The following is a 25034-nucleotide window of genomic DNA, read 5'->3' on the forward strand; positions in this document are numbered from 1 at the left end:
GCGAGACTGACTTTGTTCGCCCGAGACTGACTTTAATATCTGAAAGCAACACCCTGCTGCCGGCTCCGCCGTCTTCCGTAGAAGAGAGATACCATCATAAGAAAATGGCTTTTTTAAGGGCCACCCCGCATTCCTTCTGAAAGACCCTCTTAACTTTAAGGCCTTCTCGGTATTCCGTCCGTACCATTTGGGTAAAGCCACACCTACACTAATTACTCGCTTTTCTTTTCTGCGTGTTCTGCCCGAAACCTCGTTGGCGTTTCTCCCGCATCTTTTTCTCATTTTCTTTATGCGGCTTTGCCGCACATTTTCTTTTTTTTCTCGTTTTTTTCGCTTTTTTTCTTCAAGAGGGCGCCCGTCGTAACGTTGGGGGCAGAATCACGAACTCGGAATAAAAGCGGGTTAATTGGTACGGATGCGCTTCTGCATTGAGTTGAGGTGAAAGTCATGTGTTAAGCCGTTATAACTCTCAGGCCCATTCGGTTTGAGTGTGGGCAGGGTGGATCAGGCCCAGAATTCAGTCGGGCAAGGTTCAAAGCATGTGGTATGGGTTGTACGGTTCCAGCAAAGCGAATAAGCAGCGTTGTTCTGGCAGGTTAGCCAGAATGGGGCAGACGAAATTTGCGTCCTTACAGGTCGGCACAGGATTTCAAGCCAGGTGGGGAGGTGTATCACAGCCCCTTTCTTATGATGGTATCCTTTGCTTTGAAGGGACGACTCCCACCAAAGGGTGAATGCCCGCCAGTTAGGCTGGCGTATGTAGATTCCCAACTTTATTGAAACCCACTCAGAGGTGCGTCTGATGGCCAAGCAACGAACCGTTCTTCATGACCAGCTAGAAGCCCGTGCTAAATGGGAGAAATACCTGATCTCAGGTGCGGTTGAAGAGGGTGAGTTGGCTCTTCACTTCGCAGAATGTGCGGGCTATGGCGCGAATGAGAAAACGGCGCTGATCAAAAACGTTCGGGAGCTATCGAAGGCCTTTGATGAGGGTCGCAGTAACGCTGAAGCCGACTGGGCCATCAGTTTGCAGGAGTCTGGAAGGGGGTTGAATTTTTGGTCGCTGAACTTCAATCTCCCCAAACTTGGAGAAATCTATCGGGGCAGGATTGTTCATGGTGACGCTGATATGGTTTACCAAACAGTCTTGATCAACGGTGATGAGGTGGTCATTGCGCACCGCATTAGCGAGCTGAGCAGCTTGGAATCGAACACATTCGCTCACAACTCGCTAGAGGTACATATCCAGTACATCGCCAGCGGTCTTGCAGTAGGTAAATTGGTACAGCCCTCTTAGACTGGCTTGGTTCTAAGTCACAACGGAATTCCCCATGAAGTTCATGTACGCAGTGACCCTGTTTTGCGCGGTGACCTCGGCTCAAGCGGCTGACGTGAAATCGATCAGCCTTGACGAGTTCGCAGGCGACAAGCGCGCTCAGAAGATCGAGAACTTAAAAACGACCGCGAACCAGTACGGTACAACGACCGTTGTGGCATTGCTCACCTACGCCGATGGTGAGCAGGAAACCTGCACTTTTGTAATGGTCGCAAATCTTGCCGAAAAAGATGGTGAAAAGGGGCTAAATGTTACGCCAAAGAGCCGCAGTTGCACCCCTGCGGCGAAAGCCAACTGATCACCGAAAGCGCCGCCCAGGTACACCACAAGTCCAGCCACCGCGCTGGTCAGCAGCAGAGAGATTGCTATGAAGTTTTTTGCCGGGCTACTGGATTGGCTCAGACCTTCTCCAGCGATGATCAGCAGTACAGCCAAAGATCAAGCATTGATCACACTGGCCCGTCACGGTTATCAAGCCCATTACTACACGCCGCATTCAGAGGTCGTGGACGGTGAGTTGTCCGCTGCGCTGCGCTTATTAGGTCGTTCAGGCTTTATGATCACCAATCAAAATGGCGACCTAGTTGGAGCGGTAGAAACAGCTCATCCAGGAAGCGAGTCGCGTGCAAGGCAACTACGGGCAAAATTCAGGCTGGTAAAGTGATCTAGGAATGTTCCTGAAACACTGCATCAGGTATGCCGGCGCACCTGATCAGCCACTGCATCTAGTAAATGCAGTCCGACTGGTTTAAGTAAGAACTGTCTTACGGAATAAATAGGAAAACGCCGAAGGGCGCCTTTTTCTTTGCCTCCAAACGCGCTGCGAGGGGGCTGCGATGTTCCTCCCCCAATCGCATAGAAGATGAGTGCGGTAACCAATCCCGCTCGATTATGCTGCGCGGATCGAGGCCGGCACCAATGACCATTGGCAGTCGTACTCCAGCTCCGCCAGTGCGTGGGTACGAGGATTAAACATGCTCTGCTGGTGCTGGCCAGCTAACACGCCGTTTGTGAGCTTGTAGATCGAGTCAGGGAAGGCGATCACACTTGTACCATCGAAAGAGTCAGCACCGGCCTGCGCACATGCATTAATGCGCTTGAGTGAGTTAACCCGACCAACGTGGAAGTAGCAGTTTCGGCGCCGGGCAACCTGTCCCCAAGCATTCATCGTCGCCAGCTTCCACTCGGTCGAACCCCCAAGGAAAATGCCGACCATTGGCCCCAGGTATTGGCGTACATCGTCGGGAGTCATCCCGTCCTGTACGGCGATCAGCAGCCGTTCTGGGAACCCTTTGAGGCGATCCAGCCATTGCAGAGACAACTCTAGGCTAGCCATCCCCCCGGCCACGATATCTGGCAAGACGACCCATTGAGCCCCCTCGCCAACCTTGTCGATCGCTCGCGAGAAAGCATCCTCGTCAAATGGTTTGCCCTGCTGAAAAGCGCTCCACGCACCGTTGTCTACACCCCATACTTCGAATCCCTCGGTACGAAGCACGCCGGCAGCGGACACGAGGATCGACCATCCCATATCCCGCATGTTCGCCAAGGTGGACTTGGTTCCAGTACGGCTTGCATAAGGGCGCAACAGGGGGGCATTCGGCACCACCAACTCATCGATAGCCAAGTCATCATCGCCTTGGCCATCTACGCAGTAGTAGGTGCTGTATGCCGCACGTCCCTGAGCCGCGCTGATACGGTGGCCAGCACTGTAGGCTGTGATCCAGTCAGGGGAGGTAAAATCGTTCATGTGCCGCTCCGTTTGTGATTGCCCATAGGCTAACGACGTGGGTGCGGTGTCATCGTGGTACGTGCAAAATGCCCGCGCCCGATTATTGGAGCCGGAAGTGGAGTGAAGGCGGTTGGCCGTTATTCTTAAACAGAACCCAGGCCTCGGGCCGCATATGGAGGACACGCAAATGGAAACCCCTCGGAAAACTGTTCCGACTCTGGCCCCGTTGGCTTTCTCTCTCAGCATCCGTTCTGAGAGCGCAGCGCCAGCCCTGGGCAGCAACTACCTCGATCCGACTCATCTGAAAACCTATCCAGCATTGATCGGCATCGGTGGCGCCGCTGCATGCGCTTGCCTGCTATACACCTTTCTGCCGCTCTGGTTGAGCATACCGCTTGCGGTTTGGCCGGGTATTCAGGCGTTCAAGTACGCCAAGCGCTACTTCCATGGTTCTTTTGCTGACGCACGCATCCAAGCTAACCGCTCAGTTCTGATTCAAGTCGTGGAAGCGCCGGACGTTTCAGTCTTTGCTGACGTAGCTGAATCCATCGTCAAATCCCAGTATGGGAACCAGCAGTGGGTAGAGAAGGCATTGCAACTGCGTGGGGCGAACGGCGATTCGTACCTCTTCCTCGCTGCGGTGTTTACTTTCGCGCCAGAACTCTGGCAAGCCTGCGCCAAACGGGTATACGACCGACACCTCTCAGGCGCTACACCACATGCATGGAGCAAGTAGCTACATGGCTCATGAACTGCACCAACTGCTGAGTGTTTACGAGGCGGCACCGGTTGAATGCGACGGTTTCGTCAGGCTTGCGCATACCGCGCTGGTCAATGCCGGCATACAGCATCGCTGCTTGTTCGGCAGGGTGAGTTCCAGTGATGGGGCAACGGTGAGCCCGGTTCACTTATGGATCGAGTTGGAGGACGGGAGCCTCGTTGATTACCGAGCACGGATGTGGTTGGGAGAGGTGACCACGGTTCCACACGGTATCTTCAACCCAGCCGACTTCCCTGAGTGGAGATACGAAGGTGTCCAGGTGGACGTGCCAGTGGCCAGTTCAGCCTTGGTCGCAATCCTCACCGCGCCGATGCCGGTATTCGCGTAGCGGCGTTACAAAAGGGAAATCTGCCAATTTGGCATGCCAGACATGAATTAAACTGCTGAATCGCCAGTGAATGTGCAACCAGCTATCCGTTAACCGATTCCACAGCCAAGATGGTGCCCGCTTTGTTTCAACGCGAAAACAGGCGCGGTAGGAATGAGATAGTTCGTTTGCTATCATATTGCCCAGCGAAAGAGAGCCCTCTTTCGACAACGGACTGGCACACAGTGACCAGACAAGGAAGCGATAAGCCCATTGGCTTACGACCCGCGAAGGATTGCGCTGTGACAGAAGGGAAGCACCTTGGCGAAGCCGAGTGCTTGATGTGAAGGGGGAGCGTTGGGGCTTTTTGTAGCCCCAACGGTTTCAACAGCACACCTTTAGCCAGCAGACGCCTCGCTCGGCGTGGCACTAGCATTTTCACCACTCTTTGCATCGCTGCCGTCATCAGCAGACGCTTCCGCGTGAGCAGCATTCTGGTCATGCGCTTGGGTTTCTGCGGATGCATCGTTCTTTGCCGGCGCAGAGCCGTCGTCAATTTTTTCGAAAAGCCCGTCAATGGCGTCGTTGATTTCCCGTTGGGTAGGCTTTTTCGAAAGAGCGTTACCCCCTTGTGCTGCACGGTCGGTGATCGATGCTTCGATCCGCGTGAGAACGGCCAGCGTTTGCTCCACCACTTGCCGATTGTGCTCTACCGTGGTTTCGATCTGTGCCGCACGCTGATTCTGCTCAGCGCCGCCCAGCAAGTTGTAGTAAGTGTGAAGACAGGCAGCGCTACCGATCACTGCGCCGACCAGCGCCGCGATCATCGTTTTCGCGTGCTGCGGCAGTTGGGAGTAGTTGCGTGGGAAATCTGAAGCTGGATTGTTGCTCATGCAGGAGACCTCTCTATGACAGTTGCCTCCAAGTTTCAATATTTAGGGAGTGCTTCGCCACCGAGGTCGATGCAGTTACTCAAAGCCGAGGGCAGGTGTGAGTAAACGCACTGGGTTGAGTTGCCCCAGAAGGGCTGATCGGAAAGACTGACAGCATCGTCATCCTACCGAGAGAAAAGGGGATTTATGGAGCAGCAGCAGGGCCAGGATGTTCAATCCAAGGCAAAGTCTTTCCTACAGGCAAAATGGTTCCCCGGTGCGATTGCGTCCCTCGCCCTGGCCATCGCGATTGGTGGTCACGCTTTCACCGCGATCAACTCTGTCGCCTCCGTAAAAATGTCCAACAAAATCGACAACCTTGAATCCTTCCAGGGGCTCACCGAACGCTCCGATGGCAATCAGGATCGACTGATCCAAGCCCTACAAGGTGAAGTGGTAAAACAGGCCCGCACAGTCCAGTCATTGCAAGCAGAGCTTGCAGAAATCCGCCGTGAGCAGGCCGAACACAAGAGCGAGTCGAAAACAAAGCCGGCAGGCTTTGAAACCGTCAATCAAGAAGCCCTTAAGGCCGCTGAACGAGCCAAGCAAGAACAGCGCCCTCTGGCGAATGGCGTTAATGCGCGCTTCGACCAACTGATTCGGTCACGCATGAAGCCGCAATGGGAAGAACCGCCACGCCGTCCTGGTGCCGAAAGCATGGATGACGAGGATGTTGTTGTGCTTCAGTTTGCGGTAGACCGGCAGGGCACGCTCCTGGACGTGCAGGTAGCCAACACCAGCGGCCAGATCGAGTTCGACAACAGCGCTGTGAAAGCTGCTTTGCGTATGAACGCTATTCCTGAAATCGCCCGCTTAAGCGATGAAGCTTACGCTCAGGTCAAAGTGTTCCGGTTGTCGATCACTCCCGGTCAATTGAAATGACCTTTGCTTGAAGGCAAAAAGGGCTCCTGCGGGAGCCCTTGCCTTATGCGATTCAGAGCCGGGCGCGGTCGATCCATACTGTGCATTTACAGCAGCCCGGCGATTCAAATTTGAGCATTTCGTCGAAGTGCAAAGCGCAAAACCATAGCCTCGGATTATACTGGACGTTTAAACAGTATTGGCGACTAGGCCATGAACATCGCGGTACATCGGCTCACTATCAGCCATCCCCCTACAAGACTGAGGTTTTTTACCGAAGTTGCCTGCGGCTGGCCGTCGCCGGCAGCGGACTATGAAGAAACACCGCTCTCACTGGACGAGCTTGTCAGCGTATCCGCCGCATCAACCTACTTAGTGCCGGCGACGGACAATTGCATGTTGCCGCTAATCGCTCACGGGGATGTGCTTGTGGTTCAGTGTGGAAGCGAGTCCTTCACCGGAGACGTGGTAGTGGCTAGCATCCATGAAGACTGGACTATACGGAGGCTCGGAGCTGTTCAAGGGCGCCCGGCCCTGACCTCGGACAACCGAACCACACCCCCTATTGTTCTCGGCGATGGTGAGTCTATCGACGTGTGGGGCCTCGTTTTATGGAACCTCCGCCAACTCTACAGACATAAGGATCTGAGCGACGGGGGATGCCAGTCTCTCGACGAACTCGCCAATGTCTCGACCTATTCCACCTTTCTCGTTCGCGCACGCGGTAAGTCTATGGCCCCGCTGATCCTTGATGGCGATGTGCTGGTCGTTGACCGGAGTATCGAGGCCGCTCATGGCGACATAGTGGTAGCGGTTTACCAAGGCGATTTCACTGTGAAGCGTTTGGGGGTCGTGACGGGACGGGTCGCTCTTATACCTGAAAATCAAAAAATGGCCCCGATCTTTGTCGGGGGTGATGAACAAGTTGATATCTGGGGAGTAGCGGTTTGGTGCCTTCACCGGTTACAGCGCAATCAGGCGAGATAATCGGACTTTGCGATGCCCATGCCTATTACGTGTCCTGTCATCGCCTTTTCGAACCCCGGTTGCAAAATATGCCTGTGGTTGTCTTATCAAACAACGATTCTGCGGTGGTCAGTCGATCAGATGAGGCCAAAGCGCTGGGCATCAAAATGTCACAGCCGCGCCATGAAATCGAATGGATGACCCGGCGCCACGGCTTGATCATGCGCTCGTCCAATTACCCGCTTTACCAGGATATCCACCGTAGGATGATCGCCGCGCTCACCTCAAAAGTCGGCTCCTGTGCGCCATATTCCATCGATGAGGCCTGGGTACGTCTAACTGGAATGCCTGGAGATTTAGCAGAGGTGGGCGCCAGCATTCGCAACCACGTTCAGAAAACTGTAGGCATACCAGTTGGGGTAGGTATATCCAGGAACTGCACCACTGCGAAGCTTGCGAACTGGGCTAGCAAAAAGTGGAAGCGGCAAACTGGATCTGTCGTGGTCATCACTGAGTCGGAGAGGCTACAGAAACTCATGGCCCTGGCAGAAGTGGGTGAGGTCTGGGGTATCGGGCGGCGACTGACTGACCACCTAAACAGTTACGGCATTACCACTGCACTCCAGCTGGCCAATGCCGATGCAAAGCATCTTCGCCGGCTGCACGGGGTCGGGCTGGCGAGGACTGTGCGCGAGTTGAATTGGGAATACTGCATCAGCCCGGATGAGGACGACAGCCCCCGCAAGTCGATGACTTGTTCGCGAACCTTTCCCGCACCAATCAGTAGCCTTTCTGAACTTGCGTCATACCTCGCAACCTTCGCTGCAACTGTTGGACGGAAGCTGCGTCGTGAGGGGATGCTTGCCTGCGCCGTAAGGATTTTCCTACAACCAAGCCGTAGTTCCACCGTGACAGTACAGGGGAAATCGGTAACAATTGGCATGGTTGTACCAACCAACGATTCGCGGATATTGATTGAGGCGTCCATGGATGCCTTGAAGGCGTGCTATACGAGTGGCGGTGCATGGATAAGGGCCGGTCTGATGGTGGTAGACGCTATCAGCGAGACCCATTTCATACCTGACCTTTTCGCTCCTGAATCGCGCCCACGCAGCCAAGAGTTGATGTTGACGCTTGATCGCATCAACCGGGTCTCTGGTGAAGGCACGATCCGGTTTGGATCTGAGCATCGGAAAATTGGCCAACACATGCGCCGCCAATATCCATCAAATCGATTTACAACCTCATGGATTGAGTTGCCAGAAGCAACGTAGAGTTCTTTTAGCCCGGTGCAGGCACTGATACACAGGGAAAAATGGTGAGTGAATGCCCGAGCAGCCAGTGACCCGAAAAAATACCAATAGGCCACGCTTCAATTACGCTATCGAGCAGATGGTGGACAGAACCGTTCGCGAACAGAATCGATTCCTGGATCACTGCCAATCTCACAGGGTTGAGTTAACCCTGTTTTCTGTTACAGGTGCTTCTTTCAACGGCATCGTCCACGCCTTCGACCGCGAAACAATTCTGTTCGGGGGCAGCGGCAAAAACGCAAATCCTCGCCTCATCATTAAGCGGTTTATTGCCCTGATCATCCCCCGCGATGCGGTGAATTTGTTCCATGAGTACAAGGGGCTGGGCACGGCACGCACGAAAAATCGAAAGCAACGATTCATTCAAGCAATTGAAAATCTGGGGCGTGGTTTCGACCTAGAACAGGATATTGCGGTGAAGCCTGCCGATGACTCGGCACGGGAAGTTTCGTTGCAGGTTGAGAGTGCTGGTCACGGACAGCCAGCAAGGCAGAGAAGGGCGGTGGTGACAAAGGCTCGAAGCCCCAGAGTCACGCAGCCGCCCAAAGATACAATTTAAAGCTCGTCGGGTACGTCGCTTATCAGGTAATGCCGGATCAAAAGCGACGAACTCGGCTTCACTTTAACACCTGGGCGGAACAGGGTTTTCGATAGCTTTCTCAGCGCTGCCGGGGTATTGGCACGACCTGCTGTGGTGGTCTCACCCACGAACACTAACTCTTGATCGTAGGCCATGCGGCGCATGAAAGTAGGGGAAATGCCGACAAGCTTGGCAGCCTGTTCGCGGGTGTGAGTAGTGGTTAGCTCACGGAGATATTCGACGAAACCGTTGACGGATTCTTGATCACGGCGCCGGGCGCGCTCGCGAAGCTCTGGTGTGATCTTTTCGGAGTCGAGGGATGTGACCGGCTTTCGTGACACGGAACGAGCAACAACAGCGGATGTGTGCTGTTTTTCCCGTCTGATGGCTGCGCTAGACAAGCGCTTGGAGCGACTTCCATCCGCGAAGCTGATCCCATGACGCTGCGCAAAATCACGCAGAAAAGGGATGCTCATCTTGTGGATGTTCGCCATTTGGCGAATCGTGAAGGTCTCGCTACTACCACGGATACGCTCAGCTACCTCGCGCTCGCGGATAGCCATGATATCGTCGGACGAAGAGAGTTGCGTCCCTAGCACTTGCTGATGCATTACCAAATTCCCCTTGGTTCAACACGAACACGGCCACCGTCATCCCGCATGCGATGCAGACTCGCTATGCACAGTGATCACGCTACGTTCGCTTGAGCTGTCATTTGTCTGGCCCGTACCCGAAGGCATCAAAGTCAGACTTATTCGTTAATTTCTCGATACCTAGACTGGGATTCGAGAAGTGCCACCATTTTGGCAGCACGCCGCCAGGATTACAACGCCAAAAAATGGTTCCCGACGAGTGACCAACGGCACCGCAGCGTAAGCCCTTGTTTTCCGCCGTGCAACGATAGGAAGGCGAAACGAGGCAGCTAGCCCTCAAAACGTAGAAGGTTCGCGGTTTTACCCTGACCGTCGCCCATCAACGACATTTTGCAGTGGGTTATAAGCGCTCTACAAAACGTCGGCGGAGGAAATATCGGGAGGAAATGTATCAACTTGAGTGGATTCCCGACACGCGGTCGTTATTATCTGTCCCGCATAAGAAGTACGCCCCGCACAACCCACCCGATGCAGGGCGAAATCGGACGATAGAGAGAAGGAAAATAACACCGTGGCGAACATCGGCAGAAAGACCATCCTGGCACTGGCCATCGCAGCAGCAACCTCCGTTCAAGCAGCACCTACCAACCAAATCGACGTAACAGGCAATGCAGCGATCCAGGTGCCTACAGGCTCCTTCGACAGCATTACCCTTTCTGGTGCCGCTGTGCGCCCAACAGGTCTGGATGGTATCGATTTCGACGGCCCACAGATTACTGGCGACTTCACCAACAACGCCAACTTCAACCTGAATGGCAATTACGTTGACGCCATCGGTATCGACGATGATTCGGTCAAAGGCGTGATCGGCGGCAGCTTCGTCAACAATGGCACCATCACCGCCAACGGCTACAACGCGTCAGGAATCAACATCGCTGACACCGAAATCGGCGTCGATGGCGGCAATGACTCGAATGGCAACGTGGTCAACAATGGCACCATCAACGTCATTGACCAGTCCGGCACTGCTCCAACCGAGGAACAGGCCGCGATCATGCTGGAGAACGTGCGCCTGCACGGGGACTTGATCAACAAGGGCACTGTGAACGTTACCGCCACCAACGCGTGGGGCATCAAGGTTGACGGCCAAGACCAGAATCCGCTGGACACCTTCAAGTACGCTCGCATCGACCGCGACGTTACCAACGACGGCACCATCAACGTGGCCGGCGCCAACGCTCGTGGGATCGAGCTGAACAACGTCAACTTCGGCCAGGACGTGGAGAACCACGGTACGATCAACGCTTCCGGTGCCAATGCAACCGCGCTGCGCATGGATCGCACTGACTACAACCGTATCATCAACACCGGCACGATCAACGCAGCTGGCTCCCATTCGGTAGGTATCGAAGTACGCGAGTCGTTCGGCAACACTGTTCTGAACCATGCAGCCTCCACTACCACCGGACAAGACCCGCAGTATTTGATGCAGAACGGTATTATCAACGAAGGCACCGTCAAGGCTGACGGGGTTGGTATCAAGATCACCAACGACCTTGTGAAAACCGGGCCGGGTGAAACCAGCAACGTTGATAACTTCTACCGTATCACCCAGAACAAAGGCACCATCAGCGGTGGCGAAGCAGCAATCGACGGTAACGGTCAGGCCAATCTGTACCTGAACGGCGGCACAATCATCGGCAACATCGAAGGCATCCGCGCTGCATTCGTAAACGGCAACGTTGCGATTTCGTCCAAGCTGATTGAAGCCAACTCGTTGGAAGTGGCCACCGGCAACCTTTACGTTGCGGAAGTAACCAACGTGACCGGCGACATGATCATCCGCAATGGCGCTGGTGTGAGTTTGTTCGTAAACAATGCGACCGACCCGAACAAAGCAATCGCTGCTGTAGCCGGCAAGCTGACATTGGAGCAAGGCTCTGTGGTCGGTGTCACCACCAATCCAGGTTCGTTCAACAAAGCAACAACCAAGTACGTGCTGCTGTCGGCTGGCGAACTTGTAAACCTGGGCGCACAGGTCAAAACCTTGACCCCACTGCTGGCCGTTACCAACGTAGCGGTCGAGAACAACAGCCTGACCGCAAACATTGGGCTCGCCTCTGGCGACCAAGCCGGTAATGGCCTCTCGGCCATTGGCATCGACCGTAACGGCCTCGCTGCATCGAAGGCATTCATCGACGGCGTTCTGTCGAAGCTGCCACCGAATAGCAATCTGTACCAGACGTTCATCAACGCCAATGACGCACAGTTGCGGCGTCTGGCAACCCAGCTCCAGCCGGAAACCAACCGTGCTGCTCAAACCGCTTCGCTCTCGGCAACCGGCTTGGCTGCATCGGCAATCGGCAATCGCGCAGCTTCGGTCGGCGCAAACTCCGGTGACGCGCTGATCGAGACCGGTGCATGGGTAAAAGTGTTGCATGGCAACAGTGATCAAGGCTCGCGTGGCGGCATCGCTGGCTATGACGCGAACTCCAACGGCTTGATCATCGGCGCCGACGGCAAGCTCAACGAGCAGACTACCCTCGGCCTCGCATTCAGCCATGTCCGCACGGATGTGTCGGGCGACAATGGCAATGACACTGATGTGACCACCAACCTGCTGAGCGGCTATGGCAGCTGGGAGCAAGGCCCGTACTCTGTACTGGGCACCCTGTCTGTCGGTAAAGGCGACAACGAGTCGAAACGCTATGTGGCCGGTGAACGTGCCAAGGGTGACTACGACTCCACCGTCCTGGCTGCTGACCTGAGCGCAGGCTACACGATCAAGCTGAATGACAACCTCAACGTCATTCCGACCGTAGCTACCCGTTATAGCAAGGTCAAGATCGACAGCTTCACTGAGAAGGGCACCGATGCGGCACTCCGCTCCGGCAGCCAGTCGCTTGAAGTCTTCGACTTGGGCGGTGGTGTGAAGCTGGAAGGCCAGTACGGTAATTTCAAGCCGACTGCCCGCCTGATGGCGTTCCACGACTTCGCCCAAGACAACGCCAACAGCACCTCGTCGTTCTCGCTGGGCGGCAACACCTTCGTGACCACTGGCGCCCCAGCGACCAAATGGACTTACGAGACCGGTGTGGGCCTGGACTGGACGAAGGGCAACTACACCGTCGGCGCCAGCTACGACTACACACGTAAAGCGGACTTCAACGCCGATACCTTCACCCTGAAAGCTCGTTACGACTGGTAAGAGTCGGCGATGAACAAACCCGCCCCACGGCGGGTTTGTTTTTAACGGAGGAAACCACTATGAAACGCACCTCCCTGCTCTTGATACGCGCCGGGGTGATGGCAGCAATCACGCTGTCCACCGGATGCTCTATGAAGCCGATTGACTTGGAAGCACAGAGCCGTGGATCGAGCCTTCGCCCGGTCGCAGTCAAGACAAGCCAATTCACTATCCAAACGCTTCAACCTGATTTGGTGAAAACGAAAGTGCTCCGGGTCTACATCGAGGGCGACGGCAGGGCATGGATCACCAGCCGCACCGTCAGCGATGATCCCACCCCACACAAAAGCATGGCTCCAGAATTGGCTATTGATGATCCGGGGCCAGCTGTCTACATGGCAAGGCCTTGTCAGTTCATCCTCAGCGCAGCCTGCAACCGAGGATTTTGGACTACAAAACGGTTTAGCCAAGAGGTGATCCGTGCAGAGAGCGAAGTGCTGGACACCCTCAAATCCCAATATGGGCTTCAAGGTTTCGAGTTGGTTGGCTACTCAGGCGGCGGCGCTGTAGCCCTTCTGCTCGCCGCGCAACGAGACGATGTGGTTCAGGTGCAAACAATCGCCGGCAACATCGATCCGCAGGCGTGGACAGCCTTGAAGCACTTACAACCCCTCACCGACTCGCTGAACCCTGTGGATTTCGCAGATCGGCTGGAAAAAGTGCCGCAACGCCATCTGATCGGTATGAACGACACTGTTGTTCCAGCTGAGGTGGCCAAGTCCTACATGCTTAAGGTGCAACCCGTCTGCGGCGAAACGGTGTTCGTCCCGGCTGACCACTTTTCAGGGTACGAACTCAGCTGGAAGGCCAACCGCAATAAAACAGTTGCCTGTGACAAATAGGGCCTTGGGTGGATTTATGGGTAGAGTCAGACCAGACATGAACGCAATCCGCAGCGTGCTGAACAAGCCGAGAGGGGAATGGCCAGATAGCTTTGAGGTGCGCTGGGATTTTTCGCCCGAGAATTTTTTCCTCGCAGAAGACGGTGCCAAACCAGAAGATTACGCCGAGGCTGAGTACATGATCGGTGAGGCCGACCTGGAGGAAATCGATTCCAAACTCCATGGTGCAAGTCGCAGGGATTCCACCCAACTTTGGGCCGTGGCAAGCAGCAAGGTTGCAGGTGCAATTCTGCACTGGAGCGGTGGCGGGCTGATGACGCCACCACATCTAGAAATCGCCATGGGCCATCTGGTAATCGTTGGCGGCAACAACCGCATGGCGGTGTGCCGGGCCGATGGGCAGGTTCGTCTTCCATTCCTATATCCGATTAGTCAGACAGCACTGTTTGCCGCCAAACTCACTACATTCTCACCCCGCGCATCTGTTTGATGCAGCTCGCTTGAGAGGCTGATATGAAAGCTTTAACCAACCCAATCGCCATTGCCGCGCTACAGCGCGTCATCAATGACGCAGCAAAAGGGCCGAAGATACGGCCAAAGTATTCAAGCCGTACAGCTGACAAGTACGTGCTCAGAGGATTTGATGAGGTGTTTTCCGAGCTTGAGGCTATTGGACGCCATCAAGGGCGCAGCATGAACTCAGAGGTCGTAGCCGCGATCCTGGAAGCTCTGGATGGCTACAAGATGAGTTGCGGGATGCTAGCGATCCTGAAATCCCACCTTGGCCGCAATGTTGCCAATGAGGTACTGGATCAGGTGCCTGACTTCGATTTGAACTTGTGCAGCAAGCCGAGGAAGTTTGTCATCCGTTTCCCCACGAGCGTCCGCGACAAGATCAGAGACGGCGTGCAGACCGTGCTCAGCGAGGACGGTGGAAAACAGAGCATGAACACCTGGATACTGAATGCTGTGGTGGAATGGATCAAGTTTCAGCGCCAGCAGTACGCCCTGTTGTCCACCTCGATCACGATGAATCAACTCCTTCTTACCAAAGCCGAGTAGGGCGCCTCATGAAGATGAAACTAGCGATGCCAATGGTGCTCGCCATGTCAGTCAGTGGGTGCGATGCAGTTCAGGATCTGGGGCGCAGTGTAAGTGACGTATTTGGGTTAAAAGCCCCGGATACGTTAGTCATTAGGCCCGGAACGACACTAAGCGCTGGCGGGCAACTACTTACCGTCTTCGGCGTTGACCCATGCCCTACGAAGCCGGAGGGGGTAATGGAGGCGATATTCGGCCCCACCCCGGAAATAGTTGATCGTGATTGTGTTGTGATAGGCCCTCTAGCCACACAAGTGAGGGTTATCCTGGGTGTAGACAGCCAGCGGGTAGACGAACTTTGGTCGGTAGAGCGAGAGGCTGACCGTATTCGGCTACGCCGCGCTAACGGCGAAATGCTGATGCCGGCACCTTGAAGCGAGAAAGAAAAAAGGCGCCCATTCAGGCGCCTTTTTACTGTCTCCGAGTTTTCTACATCATCCCTGACCACTGCCCGGAGACTGACTACGCAAACGCGTGTGATCATTTTCGGTGATTTTGGCGTATCTGGCAATCAACCCCTCCAACTCAACAGCTCGGCGGCTACCGAAGCCTGTAGCAGTGCGCCTTGAATCGAGATTCCACGCAGAGGTTCGAGCTTGTATGCGAGCCCTCGGCGTTCACACTGATCTTGGCTTGGTCACCGGGTGAAGCTGTGACGGCGCCGGATACCTGAAACACACCTGCCGATGTAGTGACGGACGTGGAAGTCGAAAAGGCGGTTTCATGGAGTTGAACCGACTCGACTGCGCCTGCGCTCTGATAGGCGACAGGAGGCGGCACGTAGGGTTCCTTTTTCGATAACACCAAGCTGAGTAGGACGGCAGCCCCGCAGACAGCTGCGCATATTTTTATCCGCCGCTTCACAGCCTTTACCATCGCATCGCAATCCTGAACAGTGCCAACCTCACTGACCATCCTGGGATCGGGATGAAGTCCGATGGTGAACGGCGTATTGCCAAACAGGCGGAGGAAAGCCCTGTTGCGTCGGTTGAGTTTCGTGTCCTGCATTCGATGCATTATATCCCCTTCATTTTTTACGAGAGCGTCGTCAGCGCAATCACTCATCGCCGTTTTGTATGGTGTAGCTGCCTTGAACAGTTAGAGCCTGCACCGAGTCCTTAGAGTCTTGCGCTATCGCGATGGGCGAAGGATTCAGTGCAAGAGCACCAAAATCCTTCCGCGATGGGATGTAACGCTGAGCATTCTCGACAGATTTCCAACCGACGTGCTCCATGAGCGTTTTCAAATCCCACCCTGCACGTGTCGCCCAGTCAGCAAAGCCTCTGCGCAAGGAGTGCGTAGTGAACCGGGGCTCGTTGGGAAACAGGTTGGCCGATACACGATTGAGAATGTGCTCAATGCTTTGTTTGTGAATACCTTTAGCCGACAAGCGCCCCCAGCGCGTGATGCCCCTGAAAGCCAGTCCCTCAGTTATTCCAGATACTTGGAGCCAGTCGAGGTAAGCGCTGGCCGGGCAGTAAGCTCTCAAGGCCCCCATCACATACCGTTTACCCTGAACATTCCGATCAGTCTTGCTGTAGGGAAGGAAGATCGAGATACCCTCGTTCCTGTTGGCCTGGACATGGCCTACATCAACCCGACTGAGTTCATCACTTCGGAATGCTTGCCAGAAGCCCAACAGAATGAGCGCTAGGTCTCGATGGGTGCGCAGAATGGCTTCATGCATACCCAGGTTTATCGCTTCCTGCTTTTCTGCTTCAAGCTTGTCGCATATCGCAAGCAGGTGCTGAAAAGTGAGCGGGTAGGCCTGTTTGGGCATGCTCATTTGATTCTTCGCAATCCCACGGATCGTGTCAGTGACGATTGCTGACTCAGTTGGGTCAGGGAACCCGAGCTTCCGGTGCCACTTCGAAATCCCTGCAATTCGCTGGCGAAGCGTACTCACCTCAAGGGATTCGGCGTAGGCTGCAAGGTAATTGCAAATTGCCTCACTCGTCGCCGGAAGCATTCCTCCATAGTCGAAACGAAAGTGCTTCACTGCTGCGCTGTAAGCACGTTCGGTATTCTCCGACCTGCCGTCCTGCCTGAACTGTTCGGCTTTGGGTGACAACCCGCTCGTGGTTTTTGGAGCCACGCGGTGCGCCTGGCTATGAGCCGGTTCAGTGTTGTCGTCGTGGTTCATGGTCATAGCCGCAGAGATTCGAGCCATCAGTATAACGGCGGGGTTGGCTAGGTAATTTCAGTTCACGCCTAAATGAGTCTCACCACAAAGCGAGCTGAGCAAGGATGATTCAAGCTTCGCAGAAGCTGTAAATCTACAGTTTATTCAGGCAACCACGCCTGAACAGGTAACCACCTTCAAGGTGGCCACCCTGTCAATGTCAGTGTTTGCGGATCAAACGTTACTCTGGCTTCCAATAGTTCCCGTCCGCGCAAGCCCACCACCTTTGAAGGGGCCATTAGCACTGTCACTGATCCTCCGGCATCCACGTCTAGGTGGGCGCCACAGTGGTCGCAATCCTCTGGCCGGGATGCGCACCGCATGTCCCTAGCAACACTGATCTGCGTATCAATGGGTGAATTGCAGTTAGGGCATTCGATGCGCATGGTTGAGCCAGCGGGCCATTCTGCGTTGTCGTTGTGGTGCATCGTTGTTCCTCGTCACAATCCGGGGCTCGCACCCTCAAAACCAAACGTGGGTCATGAGGAACACCGCGGTGTTTAGCTGCCCATCTGGGGTGTGAACTGTATGGAGCGGACGGCATAGCCTTTTTTGAAATCCGCATCACTTAACCGCTTTACTTCTTCGATAGCGCCGATGGATTTGAGGGCGCTGATCGCTGAGTTGTCAAAGGCGGTGTTCCCAGAGGCCTTCGTCAGCTTTACTCCAAACACCTTCCCGTCCCGAGCCATTTGCAACTGGACAATGGCGCTCAGGCCATCAGCAGCTCCAGCGGGTTTGTACCAGCTTTCAGAGATTCGTTTGCCCAACACCGCGTCTACCTGCTCGATGCTGAGTAATTCAGGCGAATGCGAGTTAGAAGCGACGGTGAGCGCTGCCGGTGCCTCGTTGGAATCAGCAGGAGTCGCGAATGGATTGTCGGCTCCCAGAGTGCTGGAAATAGCCTTGGCCTCGGGGACAGTGGTCGCTGTGGTTGCGGCAGTGGACGCTGCAAGCGGAACCCGCTGATCCGAGCTTACGGAAGTTGGCGCCCCCAACACACCCTGACCTGCGATATTTGGCTGCGGTGAATGGGAAGACTGCGACACCTGGGTTACAGAGGCAGATGACTGTCGCGAAACCAATTCTGCCTTGGCGCTTCTTGCAGCAACAATGGCCTTGGCCAACTCAGCCCGATCTACCTTCAACACAGTCGCTATCCCAGTCAATCCTACATCCAGCTCGTCGATCCTCGCCCGATTTTGGCGCTCCACCTCAAGCTGCTGCGCGAGACTCGCGTTGCTCAGGTTGAGCGTTTCCACTTCTGCGGCCAGGGCGTTGATGCGGGCGCTATTTGGCAGAGCGCTAAGTATCGTGGATGCGCCGGTTACGGCGACAGCCGCGATTGACAATGTGAGCGCGACATACGTCTTTTTCAGTTCTTTCAAGGTGAGCGTCCTCCGCATCGTGATCAAGCCACTTTACGCAGGTAAGCAACTGTATTCATCCGAACTGGATGCAGTTGCTGAGCCCCCTTCGCAGACTTGTTCGTAGAGGTAGAAAGCGCCCGCTCTTGGTCTGGAGACCGGCAAAAACGTCCGAGATAAGAAAGGGTGCTGAGCTTTGCATCATTCCGGGATTAGTTCCAAAGGATGGCGCTCAAGGAGCCGCCAAAACTTCGTTTGACCGTTAACAATGCCATCGGAGGTCAACCAACGTTCGGTTTTGACGGCGTTCTCTTTCCAAATTGGTTGAGTCCATTCATCGACTAGGGCGTAGGTAACTGGTCGCTCGATTCGACTCTCAGGAACAAAGCCACAGCACGCATGCTGTGCGAGAACAACCTCGCGGTATGTCACAGCATCCTGGATCACTACCGGCAGGTAGCACACTACTGCTAGCGCAAGAAGGGCATAAAGTACACTGCAATGCAGTTTGTATTTGAAACACATGATGATTCCTGCTCGATCTTAGGGTGCGAAAAGCAACTTTCTACTTCTTCATCTGACTCGGGTCAGTGTGACTGCTGGGCGTGGGCATTGCTGGTCTACTTTTTATGAACCGAGTACAACGAAGCACTGCAAAAAGGCCCTATCGGGCCGGTGGTGTGCAGCGTTTTTCCCGTGCTAGTTCCGCTGGTCTTCGGTGGCCGTGTTTCTAGATGCCAGTCCGTCAACACCTTTCCCAAAACCATCACCTGCCCATGGGATGGCAGGATGGGTTGGAAGGTCAATGTGAGCATGCCGGACGAAACTCGTACCCTTTTGGCAAGTGCCAAGGATTCATGGCTGTACATGCCCGCCGAATGGCCTTCAACTGTTCTGCAATCGGTTTGTTTTACATGATCTTTTCCCCTGAATCTTGAGTTGGGAGCCGGCGTCAGCCTTACTGGCCATCAGTAGAACAAACAGACTCAAAGATCAACCAGTCCAGACTTTGTTGCCTTCCAATAGAGCAACGCGACAACACCACCTGCCAATAGAAGTATTGAGAGAAGAAGTTTCGCGTAGATCAGCGCTGCTAAGGCGCCGAGCAAAGCGCCGCCTGCGACCGTTAAATGAAAACGTTGAGCGCGGAATCGCTTTTCACGGCCCCTTGTGAGTATTTTTGGCACTTTGAAAAAACTCCTTAACATCACCTTGATCGGCGTTGGCAACCAGAGTGGCGCTGGCAACACCGAAACACATAAGCCAAGCGTAGAGTATTCCAACAAACCACATAAAATTCCCCTTCTTAGGTTTATCCGAGAACAAGCGCGTTCTGGTACTGCCAAAGGCCCAATAAAGGGCCTGTGGCATGCAGCAATCATGTCATATCATTTTGCAGATTTAGCGACCGGAGGCAAAATTTTGGCTTGCTGGCACCATCAAAATTTCTCCGAACATCAAAATAATCGCGTTCCCACGTACTCGATCAATGGCGCGAAAGCCGTGCCTCTACTACGAGATTAGCCTGTGATTGAGAGACATGGTGGCACAGCGACTTCCCGTGCTATTCCGGCTTTCTGGGTTGAGCCTCCGACAGGAGAAAACCGTAAGCAATTACGACCACTGCCGGCATAACCCAAAAAGAGAGCTGAGCCACCAGCCGTGCAAAGCCATCAATGTTTTTCTGCATGTCGATGGGAGCGCTAGAGACAGAATCAGCCGTAAGGTTACCTAGACCGATAGAGCCTACGGCTATGATTGCAACCGCAAAGAAACCTAAATACTTAGCGCTGCTTTTTCCTTTCGACAATTTCCACAGTATGGCGCTAGTGACAAAGCTGCCGAAAAAGTAGCTGAACCCAAAGAAAGACACCCCAATGGACTCTGCACCTTGACGGAAGAGTTCGGTCTGAAAACAGATGAAGGCCACCACAAACGAGATGAAAAATCCTGCAAGTACACCTGCGCCAACTTGGTTGATAAAGCTCATTCTTCTCATCTAATCCATCTACCTATGATTTATTGGCGCAGATATTGCGCCGCTCCTACGCGCTTGGCCCGCACGGGTTGGGCATGTGTGTGCAGCGACTTCCTCGTGACTACTTCGTCGGTACACATGACTGGTGAATCATCAGCCAACCTGACCGATTCGTTGCATCAACAGTTTTTGCCCGTTGCATGGTAAGCGCGCACTTACGATCCAGGATCACGACGTTGAACGTTGCGATGTCACCCTCGATTATCGGCTCATCCATAACAGTAAACATGGTCATCAAATACTCAGAGGCGAATTCTTTTGCCATCGCAACTGTTCCTGGCTTGGCGTCGCTATGGCTTGAAAATAACAGTGGTAATGGAAGGGCAAACGCCACTAGAACCGCTGCGATAAACTGCTTGGTTGTATACATCGTTCCCTCAACTTGGCAGAGTTGGATATTTACGCCAGATTCTGGATGTGAACGGCTGATCCCAATGGCTTGCGCCTGAGCGATGCCTTGCCTCTGCTTCGGGGATACCTTCGGCGATCAAGCCCTTGGCAACGTGAAGGTGCCGGAGACGACGCTGAGCATCCAGCGCGACTAACAACCCGACCAAAAACCCTATGAAGCCAACGGCGAACAGAGCTGCTTTAAATGACATACATTTTCCTATGAGCGCAGGCGGATACAGCTTGCAATAGCATCGGTGCCTTCAACTGTTGCTTGGGTGTAACCATTGAGCCAAGTGCTGTAAAGGATAAGGCCTGCGAAGATGACGAAAACCACCGCCGCGCAGATTGCCTCCTTCTTTGTGAACTCGATTTCGATGTAGTCAGAACCTGCCATTGCAGCGTTCTCCTGCTTGATTGTGTAGGCCAAAGCGGCCTGTTCCTACTGACAATGCCCGCGCAGGGCGCGCCATTCAAAATCGGATGTATCTGGGGCCTTAGCCCCACAGTTTACGGCAGGGGTTAGGCATACTTGAGCGGACATTCCGTGCATCCATGAACACCGGGCAGAGCTTGCTTGCTGAGTATTGCGACTCCCACAGTCAGTGATGATGCGGTTCAGAACACCGGCACTTTTGTAAGAAATCCTCTTTTTGCATTTAGAACGTCTGTTCGAACGAGCCGTCTTGCTGCCAGTAGTATTCACTGTTGAGTTGATTCTTTGCCCAGTCTTCAACCAACGCTGCCATTAGGCGCTCTGGCAGTGTTATCCCCCACTGCATCAAAACAGGTGCAAATTCGCTAGCCTGCTGAGCGTGGCTGTGCTCCAGGGTGAACAGTGAATTCCACAAAGGGGTAGTCATAGGCTCGGTGGAATCGAACACGTAGCAGAAGAAGTGCGGCCCCTTCATTCCGTTGTCATAGCCGACAACGACAAGTGCTTTACCCGCAGCCGTTGTGGACGGCAGTTCTATGGTGTGACGCGACATGGTTGTCCTTATTGCTTTGATCAATATCGTTGAAACCAACACGCTCGGTTTCCATCGAGCTGATGATAACGGCTCATCGTCCCGAATCGACCTCCGTGCCGTCGCTGTTCCACCATACCTCGCGGTCAACCACGTCGTTGTCATAGTCCTGCTGGAGCGAAAGCTTGACGGTCTCTGGCAGCGTGATACCAAACGAGGCAAGCTTCGCATCGAATCCATTTACACACTGCACACTGTCGTAGTGTGTGTCGAACATCGATGCCCACACCGGCTCAGCGATATGTTCAGCGCTCAATGAGTCGCTGACATTAAGGAAGAAGTGAGTGAAGGGTGCTCTGTCGTAGCCGCAGACAATCCCCACGCTGCCGGCCGCCAGGGCAGCAGGAAGAACGATGTAATGTCGTGACACAGTTGATCCTCTTGTTGCCGGCGCTTGATTCCATGCTGACCAATCGTCTGCGCCACCATTAAACAGATGGTCGATTCGATTCCTGTAAGGCAGTACGCGATTGCTTCGCAAGCCAAGTCCCCAAGCGTCTAGCCATAGCGGGATGAGCAGCATCAATCCGCCATCACTACCCCTCGATCCACTCTTGCAGCCATACGATAACGTCGTTACAGCCGTTACTCCACCGATCCAACCTCTTTTCTACATATCCCCCTATCTCGGGCGGAAAACCGCTCTAGCATGGGATATGGTTTCTTATCGCATGTGAAATCCCAAGCTTGGCTCTCGCTTTTCTCAACGTGTTACATGATAATTACTCTGTGACGTAACGGTGTAATTTTTAACTATTTAGAGGATGCCCAATGGCTCGCGAAAAAGGGATAGGCCGCGCTGACGTATTTGCCGCGATGGAGGCCTTGCTTGAACGCGGCCTTGAGCCCTCTACACGGGCTGTGCAGCAAATTACTGGCGGCTCGAACACGACCGTTGCTAAGTACATAAAGGCCATCAAACTCGGTGCCGAGACGCCTGAACGTCAGCTGGAATCCCTCCCAGAACAGATCGAAATCCCGTTACGGCAAATGCTGGCGGCAATGGACGAGTTGGCGGATCAACGCACGGCAGAGAAAAGCGAAGCCCTGGATAAACGCCGGCAAGAAGTCGAGGCCCGATGGAGCGGGCTGTTGATGGAGAAGGAAGCTGCCGTCCAGTCATTCGAGTCGGAGCAGCGGAGCAACGCTGAGTTACGCCTACGGCTAACTGCCGAGACCCAGAAGCTTGAAACGGCAAACGCTGAGCTGGGGGAGTGGAAGGCACGAGCAATCAAGGCGGAAGCACTCAACGATCAACTGAACTCTCGACTCGTGGAGTCGAGCCGGCGCGTGGATGAAATTGAGGCGCAACTCGACAACCTGGAGCGTGCAACGGAAGTACAGCGCCAGCGTGATAGCGATGCGCACAACGCTAGGGTCTCGCAGATGCAGCAAGTCATCGATACAAGTCACGGGAACGAGTTGCGCTTGACCGAGCAACTTGGCCAGTTACAGCGCTCTTGCGAAAAGCTTGAGGCGAGTCTTCGAGAGGCCACTCGTAAAACAGCGGATGCGGAAGCTAAACAGGCAGAGCTTCAAGCCCTGGTTGGTGATTTGTCGATTGCACAGACTGAGAGCGAGAGGCGGGCTACACGCAACGAAGCCCAACTAATGGAAGCCGTGGCCTCGCGGGACGCGATGAGCGAACGCCTCAATGCCGCGCAGGGTAGCTTGATTGCTGCACAAGAGCGAATCGAGCAACTGAGGGATAGCGGAAGCGCAGAAAGCCGGTCTCTGATCATCAACCTGATCGAGCACTCGCGCAGGGTTTTCACACACGCCCAGGGCCTTGCCAAAAAGACCGACACATATTTCCAGGAGCTGGCCATCGCCCAGCGAGAGATTGAGCGCCTGTTTGGGGACAAATAGTCACTCGCCCTTTCGAGAAAAAGGAACACCCCCGGCGTTTGGCCGGGGAAATAAGCGGGTAATGGTTATCGCCGAAGGGACAGGTTGGCTACCTCGGAGCTGCGCTCGTCGTCGAGAGCGTGGTAGTAAATGTTCTGGGTGGTAGCCAGACTCTTGTGCCTCATGTCTGCCTGCAAATGCTTGGGGTTTCGGAACGGCGCATCGAACGTGGCACCGGTATGGCGAAGCCAGTGCAAGCTGGCAGACCGCAAGTTTCCGATTTCGTATTCTGGGAAGTTGGCTTCCTTCATCCTTTCGACTGTGCGATCCAGTACCAACTGCACATCGCTTCGAATGAGGCGAGAGGTCAAACCAGCGCGGCCATGAACTGTGGTGAGCAGCGGCAGGGACTCGCCAGGGGCAGGGTAGTCGGAAAGGCCTCGGGATCGACGATACCGTATCAAGTAGCTAATGCAGTCTGGCTTTACTGCGATCTTGTCTTGAACATTGCCCTTGCCGATGACGTGATACCACCACGCATCACGGTCACGAACGAATGACCCCATGGCAGGCATCCACTCACCATTACCGGCCAGATCACTTACGCGCAAGTAGCAGCCGAACATCATCACGATGCAAAAAAGTGTGCGCTCGCCCGACCGGGGCGATTCCGTGGCCATCAGCTCGGCGGTTTCAAGCAGAAACTCCCACTGGAGTTTGGACAAGGCCTTCTGTTTGGGAATTTTGAGTACCTTGCTTGCGTTCTTACGATTTGCGCGCTTGATCAGCACGCAAGGGTTACTGTCCATTACGCGGTCGGCAGTGCAGTAGCTGAACAGTGAGTTCAAGACTGCGTACACCTGCTTCAAAGAGCTGTCTGCCATGTGGAAGGACGGCGCCGGCACATCGCGGTTGTTTTCGAGCGCGCTCTTTGCCGTTGCCTTCTCCGTGCGCATGGTAAAGGGGCGCCATTCGATGTTCGGCTCATATACCCCATTGGCCAGCACGAACCGGCTCTTGATTGAAGTGCTCACCCAGGACGGATCGGGCTTTTTGCAGAACGCGAGAAAATCCTCAACATCACTGCGCAGGAATGAAAGGAACGATTTGCCTTGCTTGTTCCATGCCCACAGCATCAGTCGCTCGACCTGTGTCCGGTAGTTATTGAAGGTCGTTTTGGTGTCCTCATGTGACTTGAGGAATTTACGCACCGCATCGTAATCGGAACGGGCATCAAACCTGTCACTGAAACGCGCCAGATACTCAGTGATAAAAGGCCGGTCGTGCTCGTAATCGGCTGCATTCGACCGGGTGACTGCCTCATGGGTGTCAAACAACGGGATCAGTCGAAAGGTGGATTTCGAGGACGGCAAAGCGCTCGGGCTTTTATCTGCCATGCCCGTCGCTCGGGATCGTTGGGACATACACTTACAGGCCTCAGAAGGTGAGTTGAAGCCAGTATAAGCGCAGGCGAGGGGGAGGGTAGAGCGGTAATCCCGCTACAAGGAAAATTTTCTGAAAATGACGATCTGATTCGGAGAAATTCTTAAAATGGAAGGTTACACCCAACACAGCGTTGGGTTGAGAATC

Annotated in this window: 28 protein-coding genes; 14 read left to right on the forward strand and 14 right to left on the reverse strand. The window is 54.4% G+C overall.

The annotated features are described in order from the left end of the window. Nucleotides 1–802: 802 nt before the first annotated feature. The 3 genes from ASC85_RS22310 to ASC85_RS32275 all read left to right on the forward strand — a co-directional run bounded on the left by ASC85_RS22310 (nt 803) and on the right by ASC85_RS32275 (nt 2000). Complete coding sequence (locus ASC85_RS22310; protein ID WP_057451376.1) at nt 803–1297, forward strand: hypothetical protein; 495 nt, start codon at nt 803–805, stop codon at nt 1295–1297. A 34-nt stretch (nt 1298–1331) separates the two neighbouring features. After that, the gene (locus tag ASC85_RS22315) at nt 1332–1634 is read left to right on the forward strand and encodes a hypothetical protein (protein ID WP_057451377.1); all 303 of its coding nucleotides are present in this window, start codon (nt 1332–1334) and stop codon (nt 1632–1634) included. 69 nt (nt 1635–1703) lie between these two features. Next, nucleotides 1704–2000 carry a hypothetical protein gene (locus tag ASC85_RS32275; protein WP_156395687.1) on the forward strand — a complete coding sequence of 99 codons (297 nt, stop codon included), beginning with the start codon at nt 1704–1706 and terminating at the stop codon, nt 1998–2000. Nucleotides 2001–2225: 225 nt separating this feature from the next. Here ASC85_RS32275 and ASC85_RS22320 read toward each other — a convergent pair whose 3' ends face one another. Beyond that, entirely contained in the window at nt 2226–3086 is an 861-nt protein-coding gene (locus tag ASC85_RS22320; protein WP_057451378.1) for a hypothetical protein, read from the reverse strand. A gap of 169 nt (nt 3087–3255) precedes the next feature. On the opposite strand from ASC85_RS22320, the gene ASC85_RS22325 reads away from it, so the two are divergent. Together ASC85_RS22325 and ASC85_RS22330 are read left to right on the forward strand one after the other, a co-directional pair. Further along, on the forward strand, nt 3256–3804 hold the full coding sequence (locus tag ASC85_RS22325) for a hypothetical protein (RefSeq protein ID WP_057451379.1): 549 nt from the start codon (nt 3256–3258) through the stop codon (nt 3802–3804). Between the two features lie 4 nt (nt 3805–3808). After that, nucleotides 3809–4177, forward strand: coding sequence for a hypothetical protein (locus ASC85_RS22330; protein ID WP_057451380.1), 369 nt, complete (start codon nt 3809–3811; stop codon nt 4175–4177). A 377-nt stretch (nt 4178–4554) separates the two neighbouring features. Here the strand turns inward: ASC85_RS22330 and ASC85_RS22335 are convergent, their stop codons facing one another. After that, nucleotides 4555–5049, reverse strand: a complete 495-nt coding sequence (locus ASC85_RS22335) for a hypothetical protein (protein ID WP_057451381.1) — start codon at nt 5047–5049, stop codon at nt 4555–4557. Between the two features lie 186 nt (nt 5050–5235). Here ASC85_RS22335 and ASC85_RS22340 point away from each other — a divergent pair, with 186 nt between their 5' ends. From ASC85_RS22340 to ASC85_RS22355, 4 genes are all read left to right on the forward strand, one after another. Beyond that, on the forward strand, nt 5236–5970 hold the full coding sequence (locus ASC85_RS22340) for an energy transducer TonB (RefSeq protein ID WP_057451382.1): 735 nt from the start codon (nt 5236–5238) through the stop codon (nt 5968–5970). Between the two features lie 192 nt (nt 5971–6162). After that, nucleotides 6163–6936, forward strand: coding sequence for a S24 family peptidase (locus ASC85_RS22345; RefSeq protein ID WP_082534438.1), 774 nt, complete (start codon nt 6163–6165; stop codon nt 6934–6936). Continuing rightward, nucleotides 6900–8189: a Y-family DNA polymerase gene (locus tag ASC85_RS22350; protein WP_234821207.1), complete on the forward strand. Its 1290-nt coding sequence runs from the start codon at nt 6900–6902 to the stop codon at nt 8187–8189. Before ASC85_RS22345 ends, ASC85_RS22350 begins: the two co-directional genes overlap by 37 nt. Before the next feature lie 52 nt (nt 8190–8241). Beyond that, entirely contained in the window at nt 8242–8787 is a 546-nt protein-coding gene (locus ASC85_RS22355; protein ID WP_057451385.1) for an RNA chaperone Hfq, read from the forward strand. Here the strand turns inward: ASC85_RS22355 and ASC85_RS22360 are convergent. Continuing rightward, nucleotides 8784–9419 (reverse strand): hypothetical protein, encoded by a 636-nt coding sequence (locus tag ASC85_RS22360; protein ID WP_057451386.1) that lies wholly within the window; start codon nt 9417–9419, stop codon nt 8784–8786. The two genes, ASC85_RS22355 and ASC85_RS22360, sit on opposite strands and share 4 nt — an antisense overlap. A 553-nt stretch (nt 9420–9972) precedes the next feature. Between ASC85_RS22360 and ASC85_RS22365 the strand changes: the two genes are divergently transcribed. Genes ASC85_RS22365 through ASC85_RS22380 form a run of 4 tightly spaced genes read left to right on the forward strand, consistent with a single transcriptional unit; the run spans nt 9973 to nt 14552 of the window. Continuing rightward, entirely contained in the window at nt 9973–12609 is a 2637-nt protein-coding gene (locus ASC85_RS22365) for an autotransporter family protein (RefSeq protein ID WP_057451387.1), read from the forward strand. Between the two features lie 59 nt (nt 12610–12668). Further along, nucleotides 12669–13490, forward strand: coding sequence for an alpha/beta fold hydrolase (locus ASC85_RS22370; RefSeq protein WP_057451388.1), 822 nt, complete (start codon nt 12669–12671; stop codon nt 13488–13490). A 37-nt stretch (nt 13491–13527) separates the two neighbouring features. Then, the gene (locus tag ASC85_RS22375; protein WP_057451389.1) at nt 13528–13980 is read left to right on the forward strand and encodes a hypothetical protein; all 453 of its coding nucleotides are present in this window, start codon (nt 13528–13530) and stop codon (nt 13978–13980) included. 23 nt (nt 13981–14003) lie between these two features. Further along, entirely contained in the window at nt 14004–14552 is a 549-nt protein-coding gene (locus ASC85_RS22380; protein WP_057451390.1) for an Arc family DNA-binding protein, read from the forward strand. Between the two features lie 1096 nt (nt 14553–15648). Here ASC85_RS22380 and ASC85_RS22395 read toward each other — a convergent pair. The 10 genes from ASC85_RS22395 to ASC85_RS22430 form a co-directional block, all read right to left on the reverse strand. Beyond that, entirely contained in the window at nt 15649–16734 is a 1086-nt protein-coding gene (locus tag ASC85_RS22395; RefSeq protein ID WP_162254884.1) for a site-specific integrase, read from the reverse strand. Nucleotides 16735–17273: 539 nt separating this feature from the next. Further along, nucleotides 17274–18161 carry a TonB C-terminal domain-containing protein gene (locus tag ASC85_RS22400; RefSeq protein WP_162254885.1) on the reverse strand — a complete coding sequence of 296 codons (888 nt, stop codon included), beginning with the start codon at nt 18159–18161 and terminating at the stop codon, nt 17274–17276. Between the two features lie 180 nt (nt 18162–18341). Continuing rightward, nucleotides 18342–18665: a hypothetical protein gene (locus ASC85_RS22405; RefSeq protein WP_057451395.1), complete on the reverse strand. Its 324-nt coding sequence runs from the start codon at nt 18663–18665 to the stop codon at nt 18342–18344. A gap of 461 nt (nt 18666–19126) precedes the next feature. After that, nucleotides 19127–19522, reverse strand: coding sequence for a hypothetical protein (locus ASC85_RS32280; RefSeq protein ID WP_156395688.1), 396 nt, complete (start codon nt 19520–19522; stop codon nt 19127–19129). Between the two features lie 182 nt (nt 19523–19704). After that, nucleotides 19705–20130: a hypothetical protein gene (locus tag ASC85_RS22415; RefSeq protein ID WP_057451397.1), complete on the reverse strand. Its 426-nt coding sequence runs from the start codon at nt 20128–20130 to the stop codon at nt 19705–19707. 109 nt (nt 20131–20239) lie between these two features. Continuing rightward, nucleotides 20240–20548, reverse strand: coding sequence for a hypothetical protein (locus ASC85_RS22420; RefSeq protein ID WP_101165783.1), 309 nt, complete (start codon nt 20546–20548; stop codon nt 20240–20242). Nucleotides 20549–20555: 7 nt separating this feature from the next. After that, nucleotides 20556–20780 carry a hypothetical protein gene (locus ASC85_RS32285; protein ID WP_133125557.1) on the reverse strand — a complete coding sequence of 75 codons (225 nt, stop codon included), beginning with the start codon at nt 20778–20780 and terminating at the stop codon, nt 20556–20558. Nucleotides 20781–20788: 8 nt separating this feature from the next. Beyond that, nucleotides 20789–20965 carry a hypothetical protein gene (locus ASC85_RS32290; protein WP_156395689.1) on the reverse strand — a complete coding sequence of 59 codons (177 nt, stop codon included), beginning with the start codon at nt 20963–20965 and terminating at the stop codon, nt 20789–20791. 262 nt (nt 20966–21227) lie between these two features. Beyond that, nucleotides 21228–21557 carry a hypothetical protein gene (locus tag ASC85_RS22425; protein ID WP_156395690.1) on the reverse strand — a complete coding sequence of 110 codons (330 nt, stop codon included), beginning with the start codon at nt 21555–21557 and terminating at the stop codon, nt 21228–21230. 73 nt (nt 21558–21630) lie between these two features. After that, on the reverse strand, nt 21631–22119 hold the full coding sequence (locus tag ASC85_RS22430; RefSeq protein WP_133125559.1) for a hypothetical protein: 489 nt from the start codon (nt 22117–22119) through the stop codon (nt 21631–21633). Between the two features lie 248 nt (nt 22120–22367). Between ASC85_RS22430 and ASC85_RS22435 the strand changes: the two genes are divergently transcribed. Continuing rightward, nucleotides 22368–23465, forward strand: a complete 1098-nt coding sequence (locus tag ASC85_RS22435) for a DNA-binding protein (RefSeq protein WP_057451401.1) — start codon at nt 22368–22370, stop codon at nt 23463–23465. Nucleotides 23466–23530: 65 nt separating this feature from the next. On the opposite strand, the gene ASC85_RS22440 is transcribed toward ASC85_RS22435, so the two are convergent. Continuing rightward, on the reverse strand, nt 23531–24841 hold the full coding sequence (locus ASC85_RS22440) for a tyrosine-type recombinase/integrase (RefSeq protein ID WP_057451402.1): 1311 nt from the start codon (nt 24839–24841) through the stop codon (nt 23531–23533). Nucleotides 24842–25034: the final 193 nt, after the last annotated feature.

It is taken from the genome of Pseudomonas sp. Root401 (genome assembly GCF_001425105.1).
Classification (GTDB): Bacteria; Pseudomonadota; Gammaproteobacteria; order Pseudomonadales; family Pseudomonadaceae; genus Aquipseudomonas; species Aquipseudomonas brassicacearum.